The following is a 21,142-nucleotide window of genomic DNA, read 5'->3' on the forward strand; positions in this document are numbered from 1 at the left end:
TGCCTAAAGTCGAATTGCGTGCTTTGGATGAAGCGCCTGCCATCTTCCAAGAAATGCGCGAAGGTAAAATTACCGGCCGTATGGTGATTGATATGAACAAAGAGTGCAGCTGCATTCATCACTAATCAGATTTTGTGACAAAAAGGCCGTCTGAACAATTTCAGACGGCCTTTTTTATTGGATTGGATAACTTAAAGCGCAAAACCACTTTCAAATACGCGGATTTCTCCGCTGACAGGATCGGTGAACTCTATTCTTTTAGCCAGAAGTTTTAAAGGTTTGTCGTAGTCTTCATCACCGGCCGCCAATGGGGTAGGGTAAAGCGCATCGTTCATCAGCGGCATGTTCAAACTCATCATATGCACGCGCAGCTGGTGTTTTTTTCCGGTATGCGGCGTGAGGCGGTAGAGGCTGAATGCGCCGCGGTTTTCAATAAGCTCGATGGTTGTGTGGGCGTTGGGTTCGCCTTCCGTTTCCCGCGTGAGAAAGAATTTTTCGCCGCGTTCCATTCGGGACGAAATATGCAGCGGATAGTCCAAATCCGTCCGCGTCGGCGCCACCGCTTCATAAGTTTTTTGGACGGTTTTTTCTTGGAACATGGTCTGATAATCGCAACGCGTGGCAGGGTTGAGTGAAAGCAGCATAACGCCTGCCGTATCTTTGTCCAAGCGATGAATCGGCGTAATGTCTTCAACATTCAAATGCTGCAATTCCCGCCGCAGACGTAGGCGCGTGAGCAGGGTTTCCCGCAAAAACCTGCCGCTGGGGATGACGGGCAGAAAATGCGGTTTGTCCACCACAAGCAAATGCTCGTCAATATGCAAAATCTTTTCATCAAACGGAATACGCGGCTCGCTCTCACGGCTGGTTTCACGGTAATAAAACATCGTCTTGCCGGGTTCGAACAAAGTATTCTCATCAAACGGTACGCCATCCGCGCCCACCACAAAACCGCTGTTCAGCCGCCGCCGCCAGTTTTCTTCGCCGACAAAGGGAAAATGAGCGCATAGAAAATGCAGCAGCGGCAAGCCGTAAAACTGCTTTTCGTGCGGCAAAACCAAGTAGCTGGGTTTGACACCGTCTAGAAGGGGTAGGGGATTGGTACGTTTTTTCATGCGGCGGATTGTACTCGGTTTTTAGGATTTTTTCAGACGGCCTTGTTTTTATGGAAAATAAGTTTCTAATAATAGATATGTATTGATGCAGGTTTTGTGTTTAAATAGATTCTTCAAACGAGCAGAGAAACTGGTTTTGTTTGAACTTGCTTTTATGGCATGAATTAAAGAAATGATAAAGAAGCAATATTTGAGAAAAGGAGAATATTATGCAGAGAAAAATCAGCATAATCATCATGTTATCCGCATTTTCCGTATCCGCTATGGCGGGAGGGGAAGTTCGGCTTGGTAAGAATAATGCATACGATAATGAGTATGAACTTGTGGTAGAGCATGAAGTAAATGAAGAAGTTTCACAATTAAATCAAGACGAGTATGCCGCACATCCAATACGCAACGATAGCGGCGTCATGCAGTCAGGGAAAGCTGCTTCAGGCAGACAAGCCGTTTCCCAATACGGAAAACCTAATTTGCCGCCTGTCCGCTTAAATCCGCATCCTTCACGACCTTGATTTCAAAATCAAAGGGCTGATCCATTTGTTTGGACAGCCCTTTTGTTTTGTCGGCTCACTCACATTTTTGTTTGCGCAAAACAAGTTTGTAATCAGTTTTGATGCTGGTTTGATCGCCAATCATCTTAAAATCATCTATCAAACAACGGTTTTCTGTACATTTCAACATGAAATCTGCACCGACCCTATGGCCGTCAAATTGTTTAAATGTTGCCCGGACGGTATGGGGAGAAGTGACCTTGACTTGCAAGGTTTTATGGAAGTTGTCAGGATGATCCTGACCAAAGCCCAAGTAGTAATGTATCGGCATGTCACACCCCATCTCCATATCGGGTTGCTTGCGGATATTAGTGTCAAATTTATTGAATTGTCGGATGATTTTTTGTAGTTCAGGCGTGGTAATACGATTGTGTTCAGAGCCTAAATCCACTTTGGTCAGATAAACCTTTTTGACTAAATCTATTTTTGCTTGATTATTTGCGGCGTTATTTGCAGCCATCGCTTGGGAAGATAGGCTGGTAGTCAACAAGCCGATAACAAAAAGAGAGCGCAGTGTTTTCATGATGTGCATAGGGATGAGATGAAAAGAATCCAAGTATAACGACATTGAATCTATATTGAATATATTTTTAAGAAATTTAAGTTGAAAGGCAGGGGAAGGATGGGAACCATTGAATATGATTCTGTAATCTGCTTACAGGCCGTCTGAATGCGAAAACCGATTTTCAGACGGCCTTTTGATTTGTTCCCAAACTCACAAACCCTTAAAAATCAGCTATAATGCCCAACTATTTGGTTTTCGCTTATCCCATATTGAAATGGCACAAAAAATTCAATCTGTAAAAGGCATGAACGACCTTTTACCTGTCGAACAAAAAGATTTCAAACTGACGGCTGCGTTTTGGCAGGCGTTTGAAGATACGGTTAGCCGTTGGACACGCGCTTACGGCTATCAGCAAATCCGTACGCCGATTGTCGAGCAAACCGGTTTGTTTGTCCGCTCCATCGGCGAGGAAACCGATGTGGTCGGCAAGGAAATGTACACCTTCTCCGATTCAAACGATTCTTTGAGTTTGAGCTTGCGTCCTGAAGGTACGGCTTCCTGTCTGCGTGCGGTGGTCGAACACAACCTTCTGTACAACAGCCCGCAAAAGCTGTGGTATATGGGGCCGATGTTCCGCCGCGAGCGTCCGCAAAAAGGCCGTTATCGTCAGTTCCATCAGGTCGGTATCGAGGCTTTGGGTTTTGAAGGGCCGGATATTGATGCGGAAATCATCGCGATGTCTGCTGACTTATGGGAAAAATTGGGTATTCGCGAATACCTGACTTTGGAAATCAACAGCTTGGGCAACCGTGAGGAACGCGCGGCACACCGTGCGGCATTGGTTGAATATTTGACCCGCTATGAAGCACAACTGGATGAAGACAGCAAACGCCGTCTGAAAACCAATCCTTTGCGTGTTTTGGATACGAAAAACCCTGATTTGCAGGAAATCTGCAATGCGGCACCGCGTTTGGTGGATTACTTGGGCGAGGCTTCGCAAAACCACTATGCACGCTTCAAGGCGATGTTGGACGGTTTGGGGATTCAATATGTTGAAAATCCGCGCTTGGTACGCGGTTTGGATTATTACAATCAGACGGTTTTTGAGTGGACGACCGACAAACTCGGCGCGCAGGCGACTGTGTGCGGCGGCGGCCGTTACGATGGTTTGATTGAAGAACTTGGCGGTAAGCCTGCGCCGTCTATCGGCTTTGCGATGGGTATTGAGCGCCTGTTGCTTTTGGTGAGTGAATACGGCTCTCTGGAAGTGAACGCTGCGCCTGATGTCTATGCAATGCACCAAGGCGAAGGTGCGGACTTGCAGGTGATGAAATACGCGCAAGCCTTGCGCGCACAAGGTTTCAATGTGATGCAGCATTCCGGCTATCAAAGCCTGAAAGCGCAAATGAAAAAAGCAGACAACAGTGGCGCACGCTTTGCCCTGATTGTGGCTCAGGATGAGCTGGCAAACGGTACGGTTACCCTGAAAGATATGCAGGGCAAACACGAACAGAAAACCGTTGCCGCCGCTGATTTGACAGACACTTTACAACAATGGAAGAACGCATAAATGGCAGCCCATTTGGAAGAACAACAAGAGTTAGACAACTTTAAATATTTTTGGAAACGCACCGGCCGTTGGATCTTTGCCTTGCTGATTGTGGCGGCTTTGGGGTATTTGGGTTACACCATTTACCAAGGCCAAAAAGCTTCAAAAGATCAGGAAGCCGCCGCCGTATTGGCGCAAATGGTGGAAAAGGCGCAGCAAAAAACCGACCCCAAAGCCATCAACGCCGATTTGGCTGAATTGCAAAAAAACTATCCTGATTCTATTTCGACAGCCCAAGCTACGTTGATGGTAGCGGCGACCGAGTTTGATGCCGGCCGTTATGATGTGGCGGAAGGTCATTTGAATTGGGTGCTGAAAAACCAAAACGCACCGCTGGTTCAAGCTTTGGCAGCCCAGCGTTTGGGCGTTGTCCTGTTGCAGCAGAAAAAATACGATGCCGCCATCAATGCCCTGAATACTCAGGTTGAGGCTGATTTCGAGCCTTTGATGCTGGAAACCAAAGGCGATGTTTACGTTGCCCAAAATAAAACCAAAGAAGCCGTACAAAGTTACGAAGCTGCTTTGAGCAAATTGCCGCAAACCGCAGTAGGCCGCGAATTGCTGCAAATGAAAATCGACAGCTTGAAATAAGTTTGTTTGAAATCAAGGCCGTCTGAAGTTGCCATGACTTTTCAGACGGCCTACACTTATCCTTATCAACCGTGTTTTTAAAACACCTGCTTGTGTTCCGCTCCCGTTTTTAGGCGGCACTTGACACAGAAAGACTCCATCATGAAACCCACCATCGCGCTTGTCGGCCGCCCCAATGTCGGCAAATCTACTTTATTCAACCGTTTGACGCGTACCAAAGACGCGCTCGTGCATGACTTGCCCGGCCTGACGCGTGACCGCCATTACGGTCATGGCAAAGTCGGCAGCAAACCTTATTTGGTCATCGATACCGGCGGTTTTGAGCCGATTGTGGACAGCGGCATTTTGCACGAAATGGCAAAACAAACCTTGCAGGCTGTCGATGAAGCCGATGCGGTTGTGTTTTTGGTGGACGGCCGTACCGGCTTGACCCCGCAAGACAAAATCATTGCCGACCGTTTGCGCCAAAGCCCACATCCTGTTTATTTGGCCGTGAATAAGGGCGAGGGCGGCAATAGGGCCGTGCTTGCCGCCGAGTTCTACGAACTTGCCCTGGGCGACCCTTATGTTATTTCAGGTGCGCACGGCGATGGCGTGTATTATCTGATTGAAGATATTTTGGAAACCTTCCCCGAGCCTGAAAAGGAAGAGGAAGAAGCGAAACATCCTGTTTTTGCTGTAATCGGCCGTCCAAATGTCGGTAAATCAACCTTGGTAAACGCCATCCTCGGTGAAGAACGCGTGATTGCCTTCGATATGGCAGGCACGACGCGCGACAGTATCCATATCGATTTTGAACGCGAAGGCAAGCCGTTTACCATCATCGATACCGCAGGTGTGCGCCGTCGTGGCAAAGTGGATGAAGCGGTGGAAAAGTTCTCTGTTATCAAAGCTATGCAGGCGGTTGAAGCGGCAAACGTTGCTGTTTTGGTGTTGGATGCGCAACAAGATATCGCCGACCAAGATGCGACGATTGCAGGTTTTGCTTTGGAAGCAGGCCGTGCTTTGGTGGTGGCGGTCAATAAATGGGACGGCATCAGCGAAGAGCGTCGCGAGCAAGTGAAACGCGATATCAACCGCAAACTGTATTTCCTTGATTTTGCTAAGTTCCACTTTATTTCTGCATTGAAAGAGCGCGGTATAGACGGTTTGTTTGAAAGCATTCAGGCTGCCTACAACGCGGCAATGATTAAGATGCCGACGCCGAAAATCACGCGCGTATTGCAAAGCGCTATCGAGCGTCAACAGCCGCCGCGCGCAGGATTGGTGCGTCCGAAAATGCGTTATGCCCACCAGGGCGGCATGAATCCGCCGGTGATTGTGGTACACGGCAATTCGCTGTACGCCATTTCTGACAGCTATACGCGCTATTTGACCCAAACGTTCCGTAAAGCCTTCAATCTGCAAGGTACGCCGCTCAGAATTCAATACAATGTTTCGGAAAACCCGTATGAAAATGCGGAAGACAAACCGAAGAAAAAACCGCTGCGCCGTGTCAGCCTGAGCAACCGTATTGAGAAACGCGAAGGCCGCAAGGAAGAGAAAAACCGCTTCAAGAAGAAAACCAAAGTCAGTGTGAAAAAACAATTCAGCAAATAAGCATAAAGGCTGTCTGAATAATTTCAGACGGCCTTTTTATAATGAAAAACAGCTCATTAGAGCTTCATGGCATATTTTCGATAGGGTTTGCCGAATTTAGAAAAAACATCTAATTTGGATTTGGGATTGTTGTGAATATGGAAATGAAACAGTCGGTTTGACGGGAAGTTCCCTTATTACTGGATTTCTAAACGGTGTGATAGAAAAAAATAGTTGGTAATTTATCCTATTCGGGGCTACAATCCCATCTAACGCCGATTTTGGCGTCTTTACAATCATAATAATGGAGCTCAAGAATATGACAGCTAAAGGACAAATGTTACAAGATCCTTTTTTGAATGCGTTGCGTAAAGAGCACGTTCCGGTTTCGATCTACTTGGTAAACGGCATCAAGCTGCAAGGTCAAGTGGAATCATTCGACCAGTACGTTGTTCTGCTGCGTAATACTTCCGTCACTCAAATGGTTTACAAACACGCTATCTCAACAATCGTTCCTGCACGCGCAGTCAGCCTGCAACACGAAAACAAACAACCTCAAGCCGCTGCCGCAGCTGCTCCGGTTCAAGTTGAGACTGTGCAACAACCTGCCGAATAAATGATGTAACGCATTCCTGTTTTTCAATACCTTACCGCTTTTGCGGTAGGGTATTTTTATTTTCAGACGACCTTTATCATGCTGCTTGAGAACATTCTTCCCTTTGCCCACTCCCTGTTACAGCAAGCCTTAAAAGCAGGCGGCCGCGCTTTGGATGCGACGGCCGGAAACGGGCATGATACTTTGCTGTTGGCGCAGTCGGTTGGAGAGACTGGTAGGGTGTGGGCGTTTGATGTGCAATCCAAAGCACTGGAGCAGACTCAAGGCCGTCTGAAAGAAAACGGCGTAGATGGTCGGGTAGCCCTGATACATGACGGCCATGAAAACCTTTCGTCTTATATCGACGAGCCTTTAGATGCCGCAGTATTTAATTTCGGTTGGCTGCCGCGTGGCGATAAAAATTGTACAACTGAGGCGGCAAGCAGTATCCGTGCGCTGACGGATACTTTGGGTTTGCTGAAAGAGGGCGGGCTTGCCGTAGCGGTATTGTATCCGGGGCATGAAGCCGGCCGAATAGAGGCTGAAGCGATTGTGCAATGGGCGGAAACTTTGCCGCAGGAAGCCTTTGCCGTGTTACGCTATGGCTTTGTCAACCGCCGTAATGCGCCTCCCTATCTGCTGGCGATTGAAAAGTTGCGTCAGAAATAGATGTTTGCGGTAAAATAGCTGCTTTGTTTTTCAACCCTTAACATAAGAAACTGCCATGCAATATCTGTTTGTAAAATACAGCCATCAGATTTTCGTTGCCATTACCATCCTGTTGTTCAACATACGTTTTTTCCTGCTCTGGCGTCATCCTGAGAAGCCATTGGCTGGTATTTGGAAAGCCATGCCGCATTTGAACGACACCATGTTGCTGTTTACCGGCTTGTGGCTGATGAAGATTACCCATTTTTCGCCGTTCAATGCGCCGTGGCTCGGCATGAAAATCCTGCTGTTGCTGGTTTATATTGTGTTGGGCATGATTATGATGCGTTCGCGTCCGCGTTCGCCGAAATTCTATATCGTCTACGTTTTGGCCATGTCGTGTGTTGCCACGATTGTTTTCCTTGCCAAAACCAAAACGCTGCCGTTTTAAAAGAGGCCGTCTGAAATGTATCCGCATTTTGCCGTTGTCGCTTTGGGCAGCAATCTTGCCAATCCTGCCGAACAGGTTCGCGCCGCTTTGGCCGAATTGGACGCGCATCCGCATATTCGGCTCGAAAAGGCTTCTTCCCTGTATCTGACTGCGCCGGTCGGCTATGACGATCAGCCCGATTTTGTGAACGCCGTGTGTGCCGTGAAAACTTCATTGGACGGCGTGGCGCTGTTGGCAGAGTTAAATCGCATCGAGGCCGAATTTGGGCGCGAGCGTAGCTTCCGTAATGCGCCACGCACTTTGGATTTGGACATCATCGATTTTGACGGTATCCGCAGCGATGACCCGCATCTGACCTTGCCGCATCCGCGCGCGCATGAGCGCAGTTTCGTGATGTTGCCGTTGGCTGAAATTCTTCCAGATTTCGAGTTGGGCGAGCATGGCCGTGTGGCTGATTTGGCTCAGGCTTTGGGCGGGCAGGGGATTCGCCTGTTGAAAGAATAAGGGCCGTCTGAAAAACAGGCTGAAACAAGAAAGGGCGTGTTGGACACGCCTTTTTTGCTATAAAATATTGTTGGAAAACACATTACAAAGAGTTACTATGAATCCTCGTTATATTGTTGTCGAAGGCGCCATCGGTAGCGGCAAGACTGCTTTGAGCCGCCGCTTGGCAGAGCATTTCAGCGCGTTGCTGTTGTCGGAGAATCCGGATCACAATCCGTTTCTCATGAAGTTTTACAGTAATGTTTCCAATAATGGCTTGGCTGCCGAGCTTTTCTTCCTAACGCGCCGCGCTGAAAGCGTGAATATTATTGAAGACCAATGCGCGCAAGGCGGAATGGTTGTGGCTGATTTTTTGCCGGAAAAAGATCGTATTTTTACGCCCATCGTTTTGAATGATGACGAGCAGCAGCTTTTTGTCGATATGAAGCAACGCATTCTGCCGCAATACGCGGAGCCCGATGTGGTGATTTATCTGCAAACCGCCGTCGAAAACAACCGCAAACGTCTGCAAAAACGTCACGAAGGCATTATCAGTTTGTTCCCCGAAGGCTATTTGGGACGGGTGCATGACGAATACAGCCATTTCTTCCATTTGTATCAAAGCGCGCCTTTGCTGACCGTCAATGCCGATGAGTTGGATTTGGCCGGCAATGACGACCACTTCCAGCTTTTGTTGCGCGCATTGGAAGATTTTCAAGGTACGCGCAGTTATTTGAATTTAAGCGAAAAATAAACGCAGGCTAGGTTTAGGCCGTCTGAAAGGAATAATATGTCAAAATATCAATTCACACTCCCATCTTCTTCCGGCAGCGATTTTAATTCCGCCGAACATTTGCCGTTGGTTGTCTATTTTTATCCTAAAGACAGCACGCCCGGCTGTACCACCGAAGGCTTGGATTTCAATGCCAGATTGGAACAATTCAAAGCATTGGGCTATACCGTTGTCGGCATTTCGCGCGACGGTGTCAAATCGCATCAGAATTTCTGCGCTAAACAAGGTTTCCAGTTTGAATTGTTGAGCGACAAAGAAGAAACTGTCTGCAAACTGTTTGACGTGATCAAGCTGAAAAAGCTTTACGGCAAAGAATCCCTCGGCATTGAGCGCAGCACGTTTGTGCTGGACGAAAACGGCGAAATCGCCCATGAATGGCGCAAAGTCAAAGTGGCCGGACACGCGCAAGAAGTTTTGGATACAATTTCTCAAGCCTCTTAAATAGGGCTTTGAAAACCTAAAGGCCGTCTGAACGGATGTAAAGCCATGCCGTTCAGACGGCCTTTCAATACAGTTTGATGAATATGGACGATTTAATAGACAAGCTGCTTGAATCCCTTTGGCTGCAAGACAGGCTCAGCCACAATACGCTGCAAAGTTACCGCCGTGATTTGGTCAAAGTCGCTGCGCGGTTGGCCGAGGGTGGGCAGGATTGGTTGAGTGCCGATGAATTTGCCCTGTCTGATGCCGTGTATGCGGAGGGAGAAAAAAACACGTCCCAAGCGCGGGCATTGTCGGCTTGCAAGCGTATGTACGGCTGGTTGGAGGAAACGGGCCAAAGGGCAGACAATCCCACCCGTTTTCTCAAGGCACCGAAATCGGAACGCAAACTGCCTACGCTGATTACCGAAGCCCAAATCGACGCGCTGCTGGCTGCGCCGGATGTGGAAACGCCGCACGGGCTGCGCGACAAAGCCTTGCTTGAAGTCATGTATGCAACAGGTTTGCGCGTGACCGAAGCCGTCAAATTGACGCTCAGCGATATCGATTTACATCGCGGCAGTATCCGTACCATAGGCAAGGGCGACAAATTGCGTCTGGTTCCGTTGGGGCAGGAAGCGGCGTATTGGGTGGAACGCTATTGCAACGAATCGCGCCCGTTGTTGCTAAAAAACAAGATCTGCGACGAAGTGTTTGTCAGCCAGAAACGCAGCGGCATCAGCCGTCAGCTTGCATGGATGATAGTTAAAGAATATGCCGAAGCGGCCGGTATTGCTTCGCTCAGTCCGCACGGCTTGCGCCATGCTTTTGCCACGCATTTGGTCAATCACGGCGTCGATTTGCGTTCGGTCCAGATGATGTTGGGACATTCCGACATCAACACCACGCAGATTTATACCCATGTTGCCAATATCCGTTTGAAAAACATGGTCGATGAACACCATTCCCGTTCATAAATAAAGGCGGCATCTCGAAGATGCCGCTTTTTGTTATCATGGCCGTCTGAACGGTTATAAAGTTTATTATTTATAAAATAACAATCAAAATGCAAATTTACATAGAAAAATTTCAAAACAAAAGGATGGTGCCAATATTGCAATGCAAACCGTTTTTATTTATATTTACGTTCAAGAATAAATCCTACTCTCAATTACAGAGGGTAACAAAATTATTGGAGCACATCATGTTTGTCTGCATCTGCAACGCCATTACTGACCACGACATCAAAGAGACCATCGCCGCCGGTGCAACCACCATGAGCGATTTGCAGGCTCAATTGGGCGTGGCAACTTGTTGCGGTTGCTGCGGCGAATTGGCTGCATCGTTTTTGACTGCAAGCAGTGCCCAAAATACCGTGACTGCCGGTATTAACGTTCAGTCTTAATTCAGAATACACATAAAGGCCGTCTGAAGGCGCTATCTCGCGCCTGCTCAGACGGCCTTTGTCATGCCTGTATGGTTTGGCGGCATTTTGCTATACAATGGCCGCTTTTGTCCCTCCGAGAGTAACCACCATGAAACTGACCTTGATGTTTCGGGAATATTGCAGCCTGTGCCACAAAATGCGCGAACAATTAAAGCCTTATCAGGAGCAGTTTGGATTTGGGCTGGATATTGTCGATGTTGATGAAGATCCGGTTTTAGAAGAAAAGTACAATGAGCTGGTGCCTGTTTTGCTGGATGGCGATACCGAAATCTGCCATTGGTTTTTGGACGAAGAAAAACTGAAAGCGCATTTGAGCGCGTAACAAACCATTGACCATATTGCCTTTCAGACGGCCTTCGGCTGTTTATGCCGTCTGAACCTTGATTTTATTATGACTGAAAAACTTTCTCCCGATGCGCTGATTGAAGCGGCGCTGTTGACGCAAGTCGAACCCTTAAACGAAAAAAACATGCGCGAATTGTGCGTGCCGCCGTTATCGCAAGACAAGCTAATTGACGTGTTGGCGCAACTGAAGGCACGCTGGCAGGGCAGGGCTTTACAACTGGTGCATACCCATGAGGGCTGGCGTTTTCAAATCGCCCAAGCCGCATTTGAACGACTAGGCAGCCTGCAAGAGCAGCGAGCGCCGCGTTATTCCCGTGCCGTGATGGAAACGCTGGCGATTATTGCCTATCAGCAACCGGTAACGCGTGGCGATATTGAAGGCATACGCGGCGTGGCAGTGTCGCAAAATGTCATGCAAACCTTGCAGGATAGGGGCTGGATTGAAGTCATCGGCCACCGTGATTCTGTCGGCCGTCCGGCTTTGTGGGCGACAACGGCAACTTTTTTAAGCGATTTGCGTTTGGAAAGTTTGGAAGAATTGCCGCCGCTGACTGAATTGGGTGAGCTGGTGTTGCCTGATTTGATGGAAACGCCGCCGACAGGCGATGAGGAGGCTGAAGAAGCAGTTGAATCAGGAAGCAGACTGATTAACTGATTTGAATGTAAAGGCCGTCTGAAACAATCGTGTTTCAGACGGCCTTTATTATTGTATAACATCATGATTTTAAATATAATTTTCATCTATTTTAATAACTTATTGATTTTGTGATATAATTTAAGAATTATTAGAATAAATATCTCTCATTCTGTAATAGTTTGAGAAGGCATACGGAAACGTTTCTTTCTTTATCAATCGGCAGCCCGTTTGTTCTTCAAATATGCGCTGTATCAACTACGGAACCGATATGAAATTCAAACAATTTATTCAAAACAAATCTTCTTTCAATCCAAGCGTGGTCGGTATTACGCTTTTCTTCGTCCTTTTGCTTTTGTCAGCTGCTTTGGTTTGGCCTCAAAATACTGAGGCTTTGTTAAATGCAATGAAGCAGTTTATCTTTCAAAATGTCAGTTGGTTTTACATTCTGACTTTCTCTGTATTCCTTATTTTCTTATTGGCGCTTCCCATCAGCAGCTTCGGCAGTATCAGGCTGGGTACAAACGAGGACGAACCTGAGTTTTCGTTTTTATCATGGTTGGCCATGCTGTTTGCGGCCGGCATGGGCGTGGGCTTGATGTTTTTTGGTGTGGCCGAGCCTTTATCGCATTTTTCTTCCCCGATTGCCAAAGGCAATGCGCAAGAGGCGATTCTGCATACGGTATTCCACTGGGGGATTCATGCCTGGGCAATCTACGGAATCATTGCGCTTGCCTTGGCGTATTTCGGTTTCCGCTATAAATTGCCGCTGGCGTTGCGTTCCTGCTTTTATCCGATTTTAAAAGACAAAATCAACGGCAAAATGGGCGATGCCATCGATGTGATGGCTTTGATTGCGACTTTGTTCGGTATTATCACAACCTTGGGATTTGGCGCGGCACAAATGGGTTCCGGTTTGCTGAAGATGGGCTGGGTGCAGGACAACAGCTATGTCTTGCAGGTCGGCATTATCGTTGTTGTGATGGCGATTGCCATATTTTCCGCAACTTCGGGCGTGGGCAAAGGCGTCAAAATTTTGAGTGAAACCAACTTGGTATTGGCACTGTCATTGCTGTTGTTTGTCTTGTTGAGTATGCCGACGACGTATTTGATTTTCGCATTCAGCGACAATTTGGGCACTTATTTGAGTAACTTCGTTTCGTTCAGCTTTAAGTCATATACCTACGAGCCTGAGCATACAAAATGGTTTACCGGCTGGACGGTGTTGTATTGGGCTTGGTGGTGTTCGTGGTCGCCTTTTGTCGGTTTGTTCATTGCCCGAATTTCGCGAGGCAGAACCATCCGCGAATTTATTTTTGGTGTATTGGCAGTGCCTAGCCTGATGAGTATTTTGTGGTTTACCGTATTTGGCAATTCAGCCTTGTGGCTGGACACGCATGTGGCAAACGGCGCCTTGTCTGCCTTGACCAACGAGCCTGAAAAATTGTTGTTTGCCTTTTTGAATTATTTGCCGTGGCCGGTTGTCAGCAGCTTGGTAGCATTGCTGGTGATTTCGCTGTTTTTTATCACTTCTGCCGACTCGGGCATTTATGTGCTGAACAATATTGCTTCGCGCGATAAAGGGCTGGCTTCGCCTAAGTGGCAATCGGTTATGTGGGGCGTGTTGATTTCTGCTGTGGCCATTGTGTTACTGGGTGCCGGCGGTTTGCCCATCTTGCAAACCATGACCCTGATTGCGTCTCTGCCGTTTGCGGTGTTGATGATTTTTATGATGGTTTCTTTGTGGAAAGCTCTGAACAACGATGCCAACTATTTTGCAACCGCCGTCAATCCGAGCAGTATTTTCTGGTCGGGCGATCATTGGAGGGAACGCCTTGGTCAAATGATGAATCAGACGCAGGAAGTCGATATCATCAAATTTATGAAAAATACGGCGCTTCCGGCAATGCAGGAATTGAAAAACGAATTGACCGAAAAATACAATATGGACGTAGAAATCCGTTGCCTGTTGCAACAGGATGAGCCGTCGGTGGAGCTGGTGGTGCATAAAGGGACGGTAAGGGATTTTGTCTATGGGATTAAATCCGTAAAGCGGGAAATTACCGACCAGTTGATTCGTGAAGACAGCCTGCCTCATTTCAAATATGCAGCAACGTTTATACCGTTGACGTATTTTTCGGATGGGCGCGATGGATACGATGTGCAATATATGACGCAAAAAGAATTGATTGCCGATATGCTCAAACAGTATGAGCGTTATCTGAACCTGCTTGCCGGAGTAGGGCAGGAATTGATGGGGCATGAACAAGTAGAACTGGCAGAGTAAAATAAATTTAGGCCGTCTGAACATGTAGCAATATTCAGACGGCCTTTTTATTGCCCGCTTAAAAAATAATTTGTTTAAAATAAATATCTTAGATAAATCATAAGAAAAATCTGATTTAAACTATAAAAAACCTTAGTTATAATCAACTTATCTAAAGCTATTCCGCATGAGTGCGGGTGATTTACTAAGGAATACTGCAATGCTGTTGGCACTTTCTTTGCGTGATTTTGTCATTGTTGAAAACCTGAATCTTGATTTTCAAAACGGCTTTACCGTATTGACGGGCGAGACCGGCGCAGGCAAATCGATTACTCTGGATGCGATTGGCCTGTTGTTGGGCGATAAAGCCGATTACAGCCAAGTGCGCAGCGGCGCCAAAGAAGCGCAGTTGTCGGCTTTGTTCGACATCAGTGGTTTGCCTGAATTGAAAGCGCAGCTACAGGAGCAAGGTCTTTTGGAAGAAGATGCTGAAGAGCTCAGCATCCGCCGTATTATCGATGCTAAGGGTAAAAGCCGCAGTTATATCAATAATCAGGCAGCAACATTGGCGCAACTGAAAGCCATCGGCGAGCAGTTAATCGATATTCACGGACAAAATGCCCATCATTCGTTGAATCAAGAGTCTGCGCAACGCGAGTTGTTGGACGCATTTGCCGGCAGCAAAGAGCAGGCTGAAACGGTCAAACAGCTTTATCAAAATTGGGTCAATGCGAAAAAGGCACTGCAAGAAGCACAAGAGCAGGCAGAAACCATGGCTATCGAACGCGAGCGTTTGGAATGGCAGTTTAATGAATTGAACCAATTGGAGCTTAAACCCAACGAATGGGAAACCTTAAGCCAAAGCCACGACAGTCTAGCGCATTCGGCCGAGTTGCTGCAAACCGCCGAGCAGGTGGGCGACAGCATAGACGGAGATAACGGCATCCAACGTCAAATCTACCAATGTCAAAAACTGTTGGGCAATCTGCAAAACATTGAGCCGCGCTTTGCCGAGAGCCTGAATATGTTGGCAAGTATTGAAGCAGAATTGGGTGAAATCAGTGCTAATATGCGCGATGTGGCCGGTCGCAGCGATATCGATCCTAATGAATTGGCCGCACAAGAAAGTCGCATGGGCGAATTGATGAGCATGGCGCGCAAATACCGTATTGAGCCGGAAGAGTTGCCGCAAAAGTTGGCAGAAATCGATGAGCGCCTGCAAAACCTGCACGCGGCTGCCGATTTGGAAGCCTTGGAAAATACAGTCGCACGCAATCTTGCCGAATACCACGAAGCCGCACATATCCTCTCCGCCATGCGCCATCAGGCAGCCAGCCGTTTGGGCGAAGAAACAACCGAGCATATGCAACATTTGGCCATGAAAGGCGCACGTTTTGACATCGTCTTGTTGCCGTCTTCACCGACTGCACATGGTCTAGAGCAGGTGCAATTCCAAGTGGCGGCAAATAAAGGCAATCCGTCCCGTCCTTTGAATAAAGTGGCTTCCGGCGGTGAATTGGCGCGTATCAGCTTGGCTTTGCAAGTGGTTGCCAGCCAATACACGCAAGTGCCGACATTGATTTTTGACGAAGTGGATACCGGTATTGGTGGCGGCGTTGCTGAAATGGTCGGTAAAGCTTTGCGTGCCTTAGGTAAAAAACATCAAGTCTTAGCGGTAACCCATCTTCCTCAAGTCGCCTCTTGCGGTGAAAACCATTGGCAGGTCCGCAAGCATAGCGAAGGGGAGCAAACCGTCAGCGAAATCAGTGTTTTGAACCATCATCAGCGCATTGAGGAAATCGCGCGTATGCTGGGTGGCGAAATCATTACCGATACCACACGCAGCCATGCTGCCGAACTCTTGCATTTGGCAGCCGCCTAAAAGCCTCAAGGCCGTCTGAAAATAGGATTCAGACGGCCTTTTCTATATTTTGCCACCCTTTCAGGCGGGCCGAATACAAGGTATGATTATATCGTCTGTTTACAAGGAAATTTTGATGAAAGTCCTGTTTATCGCCGATCCGATGGCAAGTTTTAAAACCTATAAAGACACTACTTACGCCATGATGCGTGAAATGGCAAAGCGCGGTTGGCAGCTTTTTCATACCTTGAGCGGAGAATTGTCCGTCCGTGAAGGCTTGGTAGTGGCTCAGGTGGCGGCATTTGAGTTTGTCGGCGCGAAAAACGATGACGATCACGAATGGTTTAAATCAGAGGCAAAAGTTCAGACGGCCTTGAAAGATTTCGATGCGGTCATTATGCGCACTGATCCGCCGTTTGATATGCAATATCTGTACGCGACCCAGTTTTTGACGTTGGCACAGCAGCAGGGTACAAAAGTATTTAACAGCGGGCAGGCAATGCGCGATTTCAATGAAAAATTGGCTATTTTGAACTTCAGCCAGTTTACCGCGCCGACTTTGGTTACCACACGTTCCGCCGATGTCCGTGCCTTTTTGAAAGAACACGGCGACATCATTATCAAACCTTTGGACGGTATGGGCGGTATGGGCATTTTCCGCCTAACCGAATCCGACCCCAATATCGGCAGTATTTTGGAAACCCTGATGCAGCTTGATTCACGTACCATCATGGCGCAACGTTATATTCCTGAAATCGTACATGGCGACAAGCGCATTCTGATTATTGGTGGAGAGGTTGTTCCGTATGCTTTGGCGCGTATTCCGCAAAACGGAGAAACGCGCGGCAACTTGGCTGCCGGCGGCCGCGGCGTGGCACAGGAATTGAGCGAGCGCGACCGTGAGATCGCAGAAACCCTTGCGCCTGAATTGAAGCGTCGCGGTATTTTGCTTGCCGGTTTGGATGTCATCGGCAACAACCTGACCGAAGTCAATGTAACCAGCCCGACCGGCTTCCAAGAAATCATGAAGCAAAAAGATTTCAACGTTGCCGCTATGTTTGCAGATGCCGTAGCATCTTGGGCAAAACAATAAACCCAAAGGCCGTCTGAAAATTGACCCGACCGTTTCTTTTCAGACGGCCTTTTTATGTTGAGAATATGATGGAACCATCTTCCTACGCATCTGAAAAAAAAGGTAAAAACGGCATTAAGCGCATTATCAATGCGTTTGGCTATTCCAAAGACGGACTGGCTGCCGCGTACCGTTATGAAAGCGCATTTCGCCAAGTTTTTTGGTTGAACCTGATTTTAATTGTCTTGGCCTTATTCCTTGATTTCGGGCCGGCCATCAAAATGGTGCTTGTTGTCGCATCGTTTATTTCATTGATTACCGAATTGTTTAATACCGCCGTCGAAGCAGCCGTTGACCATACCTCTACTGAAAAACACGAGCTGGCCAAGCGTGCCAAAGATGCCGGCTCGGCCGCGCAATTGATGGCTTTGTTCATGTTATTTATTGTTTGGATTATTGCATTAACTGCTTAAAAATGTGGTAATATGGTAATTCGTTAGGATTAGATAGTATTAATTAATCTATATCAAAGTTTTCAGACGGCCTTTGGTTGTAAGATGAAGGCTGTATATCCCAGCCATTTGGCAAACACAAGGAGCAAAACATGAAAAAATTAATGGCAACCCTGATTCTGGCAGGCTTGGCAACTTCCGTATCTGCAGCCGGTATCCATATCGAAGACGGTTGGGCGCGTGCTACTGTCGAAGGTATGAAAATGGGTGGCGCATTCATGAAAATCCAAAACGATGAAGCCAAACAAGACTTCTTGGTAGGCGGCAGCAGCCCTGTTGCAGAACGCGTTGAAGTACATACCCATATTAACGACAACGGCGTTATGCGTATGCGCGAAGTTAAAGGCGGCGTGCCTTTAGCTGCAAAAGGCGTAACCGAGCTGAAACCGGGCAGTTACCACGTTATGTTCATGGGTCTGAAAAAACAATTGAAAGAAGGCGAAAAAGTGCCTGTAACCCTGAAATTCAAAAACGCCAAACCTCAAACTGTCGAGCTGGAAGTGAAAACCGCGCCTAAAGCCGAAATGCAGCACGATCACGGCGCACACGGTGGCGCACATCAGCACTAATTGCTTGAATTTGCATATAAAGGCCGTCTGAAAGTCATTGGGCTTGCAGACGGCCTTTTCTGTCGTCAAATCAAAATGTGCTAAAATCACGCTTTAAAAAATGTATTTAAAACCCACATTCCGCTCATGAATACTCACAACACACCAGCAAACATCATCGTCGGCCTCTCCGGCGGCGTCGATTCATCCGTTACCGCGGCCCTGCTCAAACAGCAAGGCCATCAAATCAGCGGCGTGTTCATGCAGAACTGGGAAGATGACGACAACGACGAATATTGCAGCATCAAACAAGATTCCTTTGATGCCATTGCCGTTGCCGATATCATCGGCATCGACATCGACATCGTCAATTTTGCCGCGCAATATAAAGACAACGTATTTGCCTATTTTCTCAAAGAATACAGCGCAGGCCGCACGCCAAACCCGGATATCTTGTGCAATGCCGAAATTAAATTCAAATGCTTTTTGGACTATGCCATAGAGCAGGGCGCCGATACCATTGCCACCGGACACTATGCCCGCAAAGAAGTTCGAAACGGCGTGCATTACCTGCTCAAAGGCTTGGATCAAAATAAAGACCAAAGCTATTTCCTATATCGTCTCAAGCCTTTCCAACTCGAGCGCTCGATTTTCCCATTGGGTGAGTTGGAGAAGCCTGAAGTCCGCCGTCTTGCCGAAGAATTCAAATTACCGACTGCAACCAAAAAAGACAGTACCGGCATCTGCTTTATCGGCGAACGCCCGTTCCGCGAGTTTTTGCAAAAATACCTGCCGACCAATAATGGCAAAATGGTGACCCCTGAAGGCAAAGTAGTCGGCGAACACGTCGGCTTGATGTTTTACACGCTGGGCCAACGCAAAGGCTTGGGCATCGGCGGCGCAGGCGAGCCGTGGTTTGTTGCGGCCAAGGATTTGACCAAAAACGAACTGATTGTCGTCCAAGGCCATGACCATCCTTTGCTTTATACGCAAAGCCTGGTTATGAACGATTTGAGCTTCACATTGCCAGAACGCCCGAAAGAAGGCCGCTATACCTGCAAAACGCGCTACCGTATGGCCGACGCGCCTTGTACGTTGCGTTATTTAGATGATGAAACCATCGAGCTTGTTTTTGACGAGCCGCAGTGGGCAGTAACCCCAGGCCAATCTGCGGTACTGTATGACGGCGATGTGTGCTTGGGCGGCGGTATCATCATGTCCACCGACAAGCCTGTCATTATTACAGCTTAATAAAAGGGCCGTCTGAAAACGAAGCGGCAGATTGAATAAAGCCTTTCAGACGGCCTCGATTTCAAAAAACGACTAAATAAAAGACTGATCAATATGGAAAAACTCTGGCTCAAAAGCTACGAACAAGGCGTAAACCCTGAAATCGATATCTCTCAATACAGCTCCATCAGCGATGTATTCCGTCAAAGTGTCGAGAAATTCGCAGATAAACCTGCTTTTCAAAATATGGGCAAAACACTGACTTATGCCGAAGTGGGCAAGTTGGCGACCGATTTTGCGTCTTACCTGCAAAACGTATTGAAACTACCGCGCGGTGAGCGTGTGGCAATTATGATGCCGAACGTTTTGCAATATCCGATTGCGCTTTTCGGTATTTTGCAGGCAGGTTTGGTGGCAGTGAATACCAATCCGCTTTATACGCCGCGCGAGTTGGAGCATCAGTTGAAAGACAGCGGTGCGACCACGATTGTCGTGTTGGAGAACTTTGCCAATACGCTGGAGCTGGTGTTGCCGCGTACGCAAATCAAACATGTGATTGTCGCGTCGGTCGGCGAGATGTTCGGCATGATTAAGGGCGCGTTGCTGAACTTTGTCATCCGCAAAGTGAAAAAAATGGTGCCGGAATACCGCATTCCAAATACCATCACTTTTCAGACGGCCTTGAAGCAAGGTGCAGCAAATACGTTCAAACCAGTCGAGTTGACACGTGACGATACTGCCTTGCTGCAATATACAGGCGGCACGACCGGTTTGGCAAAAGGTGCCGTCCTCAGTCATGGCAATATCTGCGCCAATATGTTGCAGGCAAAAGAATGGATTAAAAACAGCCTGCACGAAGGCAAAGAAACGGTTATTGCCGCGTTGCCGCTTTATCATATCTTTGCCTTGACGGTAAACCTGATGATCTTTGCGAATACCGGTTCTAAAATCATCCTGATTACCAACCCTCGCGATATGAAGGGGTTTATCGGCGAATTGAAAAAAGAGCCGATTAGCGTGTTCATCGGTGTGAATACCTTGTTTAATGCGATGGTCAACCGTCCGGATTTCGCCGAAGTCGATTTTTCCCGTTTGAAGCTGACTTTGGGCGGCGGTATGGCAACGCAAAAAGCCGTTGCGGAAAAATGGAAAAAAATCACCGGTACGCCGATTGTGGAAGCTTACGGTTTGACCGAAGCCAGCCCGGGTGTGTGTTGCAATCCTTTGAATATCGAGGCTTACAGCGGCGGTATCGGTTTGCCGGTTCCTTCGACCGAAGTCGAATTACGCGATGCGGACGGCAAAGAAGTGCCTATCGGACAGCCGGGCGAATTGTGGGTACGCGGTCCGCAAGTGATGAAAGGCTATTGGAACCGTCCTGAAGAAACCGCCAAAGCAATCGATGCACGCGGCTTTTTAGAGACCGGCGACATTGCCGTGATGGATGAAAAAGGCTGGCTGAAGCTGGTGGACCGCAAAAAAGATTTGATTGTGGTATCCGGTTTCAATGTATATCCGAACGAAATCGAAGAAGTGGTGGCCAGCAACGACAAAGTCTTGGAAGTCGCCTGTATCGGCGTGGCAAGCGAGAAAACCGGTGAAGCGATTAAGGTCTTCGTCGTACGCAAAGACCCGTCTTTGACCAAGGAAGAACTGATCGATTTCTGCCGCAAAGAACTGACGGCGTATAAAGTGCCGAAAGACATCGAATTCCGCGACGAGTTGCCAAAATCCAACGTTGGCAAAATCCTGCGCCGCGAGCTGCGCTGATATATAGAATCAGTATGATAAGGCCGTCTGAAAACGCTGTTTTCAGACGGCCTGAAGCTTTTGCCGTTTGCCAGAATATGCTGCTTCAAGTTAAAATCACACATTCCAACATGGGTAT

The 21,142-nt window shown here is 47.8% G+C and carries 23 protein-coding genes and 1 pseudogene; 22 read left to right on the plus strand and 2 right to left on the minus strand.

Annotated elements, in window-relative coordinates; all coding sequences use genetic code 11:
* Window positions 1-125, plus strand: a pseudogene (locus ACTHUE_RS01515) (alcohol dehydrogenase AdhP); the annotation flags it as partial.
* A 66-nt stretch (window positions 126-191) separates the two neighbouring features.
* Here the strand turns inward: ACTHUE_RS01515 and ACTHUE_RS01520 are convergent.
* Window positions 192-1,115, minus strand: a complete 924-nt coding sequence (locus tag ACTHUE_RS01520; RefSeq protein WP_311476458.1) for a pseudouridine synthase — start codon at window positions 1,113-1,115, stop codon at window positions 192-194.
* Window positions 1,116-1,324: 209 nt separating this feature from the next.
* Between ACTHUE_RS01520 and ACTHUE_RS01525 the strand changes: the two genes are divergently transcribed.
* On the plus strand, window positions 1,325-1,627 hold the full coding sequence (locus ACTHUE_RS01525) for a hypothetical protein (RefSeq protein ID WP_311476460.1): 303 nt from the start codon (window positions 1,325-1,327) through the stop codon (window positions 1,625-1,627).
* A 55-nt stretch (window positions 1,628-1,682) separates the two neighbouring features.
* Here ACTHUE_RS01525 and ACTHUE_RS01530 read toward each other — a convergent pair whose 3' ends face one another.
* Window positions 1,683-2,189, minus strand: coding sequence for a hypothetical protein (locus tag ACTHUE_RS01530; RefSeq protein WP_311476462.1), 507 nt, complete (start codon window positions 2,187-2,189; stop codon window positions 1,683-1,685).
* A gap of 256 nt (window positions 2,190-2,445) precedes the next feature.
* On the opposite strand from ACTHUE_RS01530, the gene hisS reads away from it, so the two are divergent.
* The 20 genes from hisS to ACTHUE_RS01630 all read left to right on the plus strand — a co-directional run bounded on the left by hisS (window position 2,446) and on the right by ACTHUE_RS01630 (window position 21,024).
* The gene (gene hisS, locus ACTHUE_RS01535) at window positions 2,446-3,741 is read left to right on the plus strand and encodes a histidine--tRNA ligase (protein ID WP_107858089.1); all 1,296 of its coding nucleotides are present in this window, start codon (window positions 2,446-2,448) and stop codon (window positions 3,739-3,741) included.
* A complete protein-coding gene (locus tag ACTHUE_RS01540) occupies window positions 3,742-4,371 on the plus strand; it encodes a YfgM family protein (protein WP_049322720.1) in 630 nt (209 codons plus the stop codon). It abuts the gene before it with no gap.
* 141 nt (window positions 4,372-4,512) lie between these two features.
* Window positions 4,513-5,970, plus strand: coding sequence for a ribosome biogenesis GTPase Der (gene der, locus ACTHUE_RS01545; protein WP_440361137.1), 1,458 nt, complete (start codon window positions 4,513-4,515; stop codon window positions 5,968-5,970).
* A gap of 298 nt (window positions 5,971-6,268) precedes the next feature.
* Window positions 6,269-6,565 carry an RNA chaperone Hfq gene (gene hfq / locus ACTHUE_RS01550; RefSeq protein WP_036493792.1) on the plus strand — a complete coding sequence of 99 codons (297 nt, stop codon included), beginning with the start codon at window positions 6,269-6,271 and terminating at the stop codon, window positions 6,563-6,565.
* Window positions 6,566-6,643: 78 nt separating this feature from the next.
* Entirely contained in the window at window positions 6,644-7,213 is a 570-nt protein-coding gene (locus ACTHUE_RS01555) for a tRNA (mnm(5)s(2)U34)-methyltransferase (protein ID WP_070695351.1), read from the plus strand.
* A gap of 55 nt (window positions 7,214-7,268) precedes the next feature.
* Window positions 7,269-7,643: a SirB2 family protein gene (locus ACTHUE_RS01560; protein ID WP_003681989.1), complete on the plus strand. Its 375-nt coding sequence runs from the start codon at window positions 7,269-7,271 to the stop codon at window positions 7,641-7,643.
* Window positions 7,644-7,658: 15 nt separating this feature from the next.
* Window positions 7,659-8,147, plus strand: a complete 489-nt coding sequence (gene folK, locus ACTHUE_RS01565) for a 2-amino-4-hydroxy-6-hydroxymethyldihydropteridine diphosphokinase (protein WP_150540520.1) — start codon at window positions 7,659-7,661, stop codon at window positions 8,145-8,147.
* Window positions 8,148-8,244: 97 nt separating this feature from the next.
* The gene (locus ACTHUE_RS01570) at window positions 8,245-8,880 is read left to right on the plus strand and encodes a deoxynucleoside kinase (protein WP_049331360.1); all 636 of its coding nucleotides are present in this window, start codon (window positions 8,245-8,247) and stop codon (window positions 8,878-8,880) included.
* Window positions 8,881-8,916: 36 nt separating this feature from the next.
* Window positions 8,917-9,360, plus strand: a complete 444-nt coding sequence (locus tag ACTHUE_RS01575; RefSeq protein WP_003683206.1) for a peroxiredoxin — start codon at window positions 8,917-8,919, stop codon at window positions 9,358-9,360.
* 77 nt (window positions 9,361-9,437) lie between these two features.
* The gene (gene xerD, locus ACTHUE_RS01580; protein ID WP_053091030.1) at window positions 9,438-10,316 is read left to right on the plus strand and encodes a site-specific tyrosine recombinase XerD; all 879 of its coding nucleotides are present in this window, start codon (window positions 9,438-9,440) and stop codon (window positions 10,314-10,316) included.
* A gap of 227 nt (window positions 10,317-10,543) precedes the next feature.
* Window positions 10,544-10,744 carry a (2Fe-2S)-binding protein gene (locus tag ACTHUE_RS01585; RefSeq protein WP_003681978.1) on the plus strand — a complete coding sequence of 67 codons (201 nt, stop codon included), beginning with the start codon at window positions 10,544-10,546 and terminating at the stop codon, window positions 10,742-10,744.
* Between the two features lie 130 nt (window positions 10,745-10,874).
* Window positions 10,875-11,108: a glutaredoxin family protein gene (locus ACTHUE_RS01590; RefSeq protein WP_049331356.1), complete on the plus strand. Its 234-nt coding sequence runs from the start codon at window positions 10,875-10,877 to the stop codon at window positions 11,106-11,108.
* Between the two features lie 69 nt (window positions 11,109-11,177).
* A complete protein-coding gene (scpB, locus tag ACTHUE_RS01595) occupies window positions 11,178-11,786 on the plus strand; it encodes an SMC-Scp complex subunit ScpB (RefSeq protein WP_150540519.1) in 609 nt (202 codons plus the stop codon).
* 250 nt (window positions 11,787-12,036) lie between these two features.
* Window positions 12,037-14,052 (plus strand): BCCT family transporter, encoded by a 2,016-nt coding sequence (locus ACTHUE_RS01600; RefSeq protein ID WP_039861995.1) that lies wholly within the window; start codon window positions 12,037-12,039, stop codon window positions 14,050-14,052.
* A gap of 199 nt (window positions 14,053-14,251) precedes the next feature.
* Window positions 14,252-15,913: a DNA repair protein RecN gene (gene recN / locus ACTHUE_RS01605; RefSeq protein WP_070695356.1), complete on the plus strand. Its 1,662-nt coding sequence runs from the start codon at window positions 14,252-14,254 to the stop codon at window positions 15,911-15,913.
* Window positions 15,914-16,028: 115 nt separating this feature from the next.
* Window positions 16,029-16,985 (plus strand): glutathione synthase, encoded by a 957-nt coding sequence (gene gshB / locus ACTHUE_RS01610; RefSeq protein WP_039862001.1) that lies wholly within the window; start codon window positions 16,029-16,031, stop codon window positions 16,983-16,985.
* 68 nt (window positions 16,986-17,053) lie between these two features.
* A complete protein-coding gene (locus ACTHUE_RS01615; protein ID WP_070695357.1) occupies window positions 17,054-17,437 on the plus strand; it encodes a diacylglycerol kinase in 384 nt (127 codons plus the stop codon).
* A gap of 131 nt (window positions 17,438-17,568) precedes the next feature.
* Window positions 17,569-18,045: a copper chaperone PCu(A)C gene (locus ACTHUE_RS01620; RefSeq protein WP_004519448.1), complete on the plus strand. Its 477-nt coding sequence runs from the start codon at window positions 17,569-17,571 to the stop codon at window positions 18,043-18,045.
* Window positions 18,046-18,171: 126 nt separating this feature from the next.
* On the plus strand, window positions 18,172-19,275 hold the full coding sequence (gene mnmA, locus ACTHUE_RS01625; RefSeq protein ID WP_004519449.1) for a tRNA 2-thiouridine(34) synthase MnmA: 1,104 nt from the start codon (window positions 18,172-18,174) through the stop codon (window positions 19,273-19,275).
* A 93-nt stretch (window positions 19,276-19,368) separates the two neighbouring features.
* A complete protein-coding gene (locus ACTHUE_RS01630; RefSeq protein ID WP_004519450.1) occupies window positions 19,369-21,024 on the plus strand; it encodes an AMP-binding protein in 1,656 nt (551 codons plus the stop codon).
* Window positions 21,025-21,142: the final 118 nt, after the last annotated feature.

The organism is Neisseria sp. P0021.S005, assembly GCF_051956955.1.

Coding starts and splice junctions, on each gene's coding strand:
- folK (WP_150540520.1), top strand. CDS start 7,659: ATGTATCCGCATTTTGCCGTTGTCGCTTTGGGCAGCAATCTTGCCAAT.
- ACTHUE_RS01530 (WP_311476462.1), bottom strand. CDS start 2,189: ATGAAAACACTGCGCTCTCTTTTTGTTATCGGCTTGTTGACTACCAGC.
- ACTHUE_RS01555 (WP_070695351.1), top strand. CDS start 6,644: ATGCTGCTTGAGAACATTCTTCCCTTTGCCCACTCCCTGTTACAGCAA.
- hfq (WP_036493792.1), top strand. CDS start 6,269: ATGACAGCTAAAGGACAAATGTTACAAGATCCTTTTTTGAATGCGTTG.
- ACTHUE_RS01560 (WP_003681989.1), top strand. CDS start 7,269: ATGCAATATCTGTTTGTAAAATACAGCCATCAGATTTTCGTTGCCATT.
- ACTHUE_RS01620 (WP_004519448.1), top strand. CDS start 17,569: ATGAAAAAATTAATGGCAACCCTGATTCTGGCAGGCTTGGCAACTTCC.
- hisS (WP_107858089.1), top strand. CDS start 2,446: ATGGCACAAAAAATTCAATCTGTAAAAGGCATGAACGACCTTTTACCT.
- recN (WP_070695356.1), top strand. CDS start 14,252: ATGCTGTTGGCACTTTCTTTGCGTGATTTTGTCATTGTTGAAAACCTG.
- ACTHUE_RS01600 (WP_039861995.1), top strand. CDS start 12,037: ATGAAATTCAAACAATTTATTCAAAACAAATCTTCTTTCAATCCAAGC.
- ACTHUE_RS01585 (WP_003681978.1), top strand. CDS start 10,544: ATGTTTGTCTGCATCTGCAACGCCATTACTGACCACGACATCAAAGAG.
- ACTHUE_RS01525 (WP_311476460.1), top strand. CDS start 1,325: ATGCAGAGAAAAATCAGCATAATCATCATGTTATCCGCATTTTCCGTA.
- scpB (WP_150540519.1), top strand. CDS start 11,178: ATGACTGAAAAACTTTCTCCCGATGCGCTGATTGAAGCGGCGCTGTTG.
- mnmA (WP_004519449.1), top strand. CDS start 18,172: ATGAATACTCACAACACACCAGCAAACATCATCGTCGGCCTCTCCGGC.
- xerD (WP_053091030.1), top strand. CDS start 9,438: ATGAATATGGACGATTTAATAGACAAGCTGCTTGAATCCCTTTGGCTG.
- der (WP_440361137.1), top strand. CDS start 4,513: ATGAAACCCACCATCGCGCTTGTCGGCCGCCCCAATGTCGGCAAATCT.
- ACTHUE_RS01615 (WP_070695357.1), top strand. CDS start 17,054: ATGGAACCATCTTCCTACGCATCTGAAAAAAAAGGTAAAAACGGCATT.
- ACTHUE_RS01575 (WP_003683206.1), top strand. CDS start 8,917: ATGTCAAAATATCAATTCACACTCCCATCTTCTTCCGGCAGCGATTTT.
- gshB (WP_039862001.1), top strand. CDS start 16,029: ATGAAAGTCCTGTTTATCGCCGATCCGATGGCAAGTTTTAAAACCTAT.
- ACTHUE_RS01520 (WP_311476458.1), bottom strand. CDS start 1,115: ATGAAAAAACGTACCAATCCCCTACCCCTTCTAGACGGTGTCAAACCC.
- ACTHUE_RS01590 (WP_049331356.1), top strand. CDS start 10,875: ATGAAACTGACCTTGATGTTTCGGGAATATTGCAGCCTGTGCCACAAA.
- ACTHUE_RS01570 (WP_049331360.1), top strand. CDS start 8,245: ATGAATCCTCGTTATATTGTTGTCGAAGGCGCCATCGGTAGCGGCAAG.
- ACTHUE_RS01630 (WP_004519450.1), top strand. CDS start 19,369: ATGGAAAAACTCTGGCTCAAAAGCTACGAACAAGGCGTAAACCCTGAA.
- ACTHUE_RS01540 (WP_049322720.1), top strand. CDS start 3,742: ATGGCAGCCCATTTGGAAGAACAACAAGAGTTAGACAACTTTAAATAT.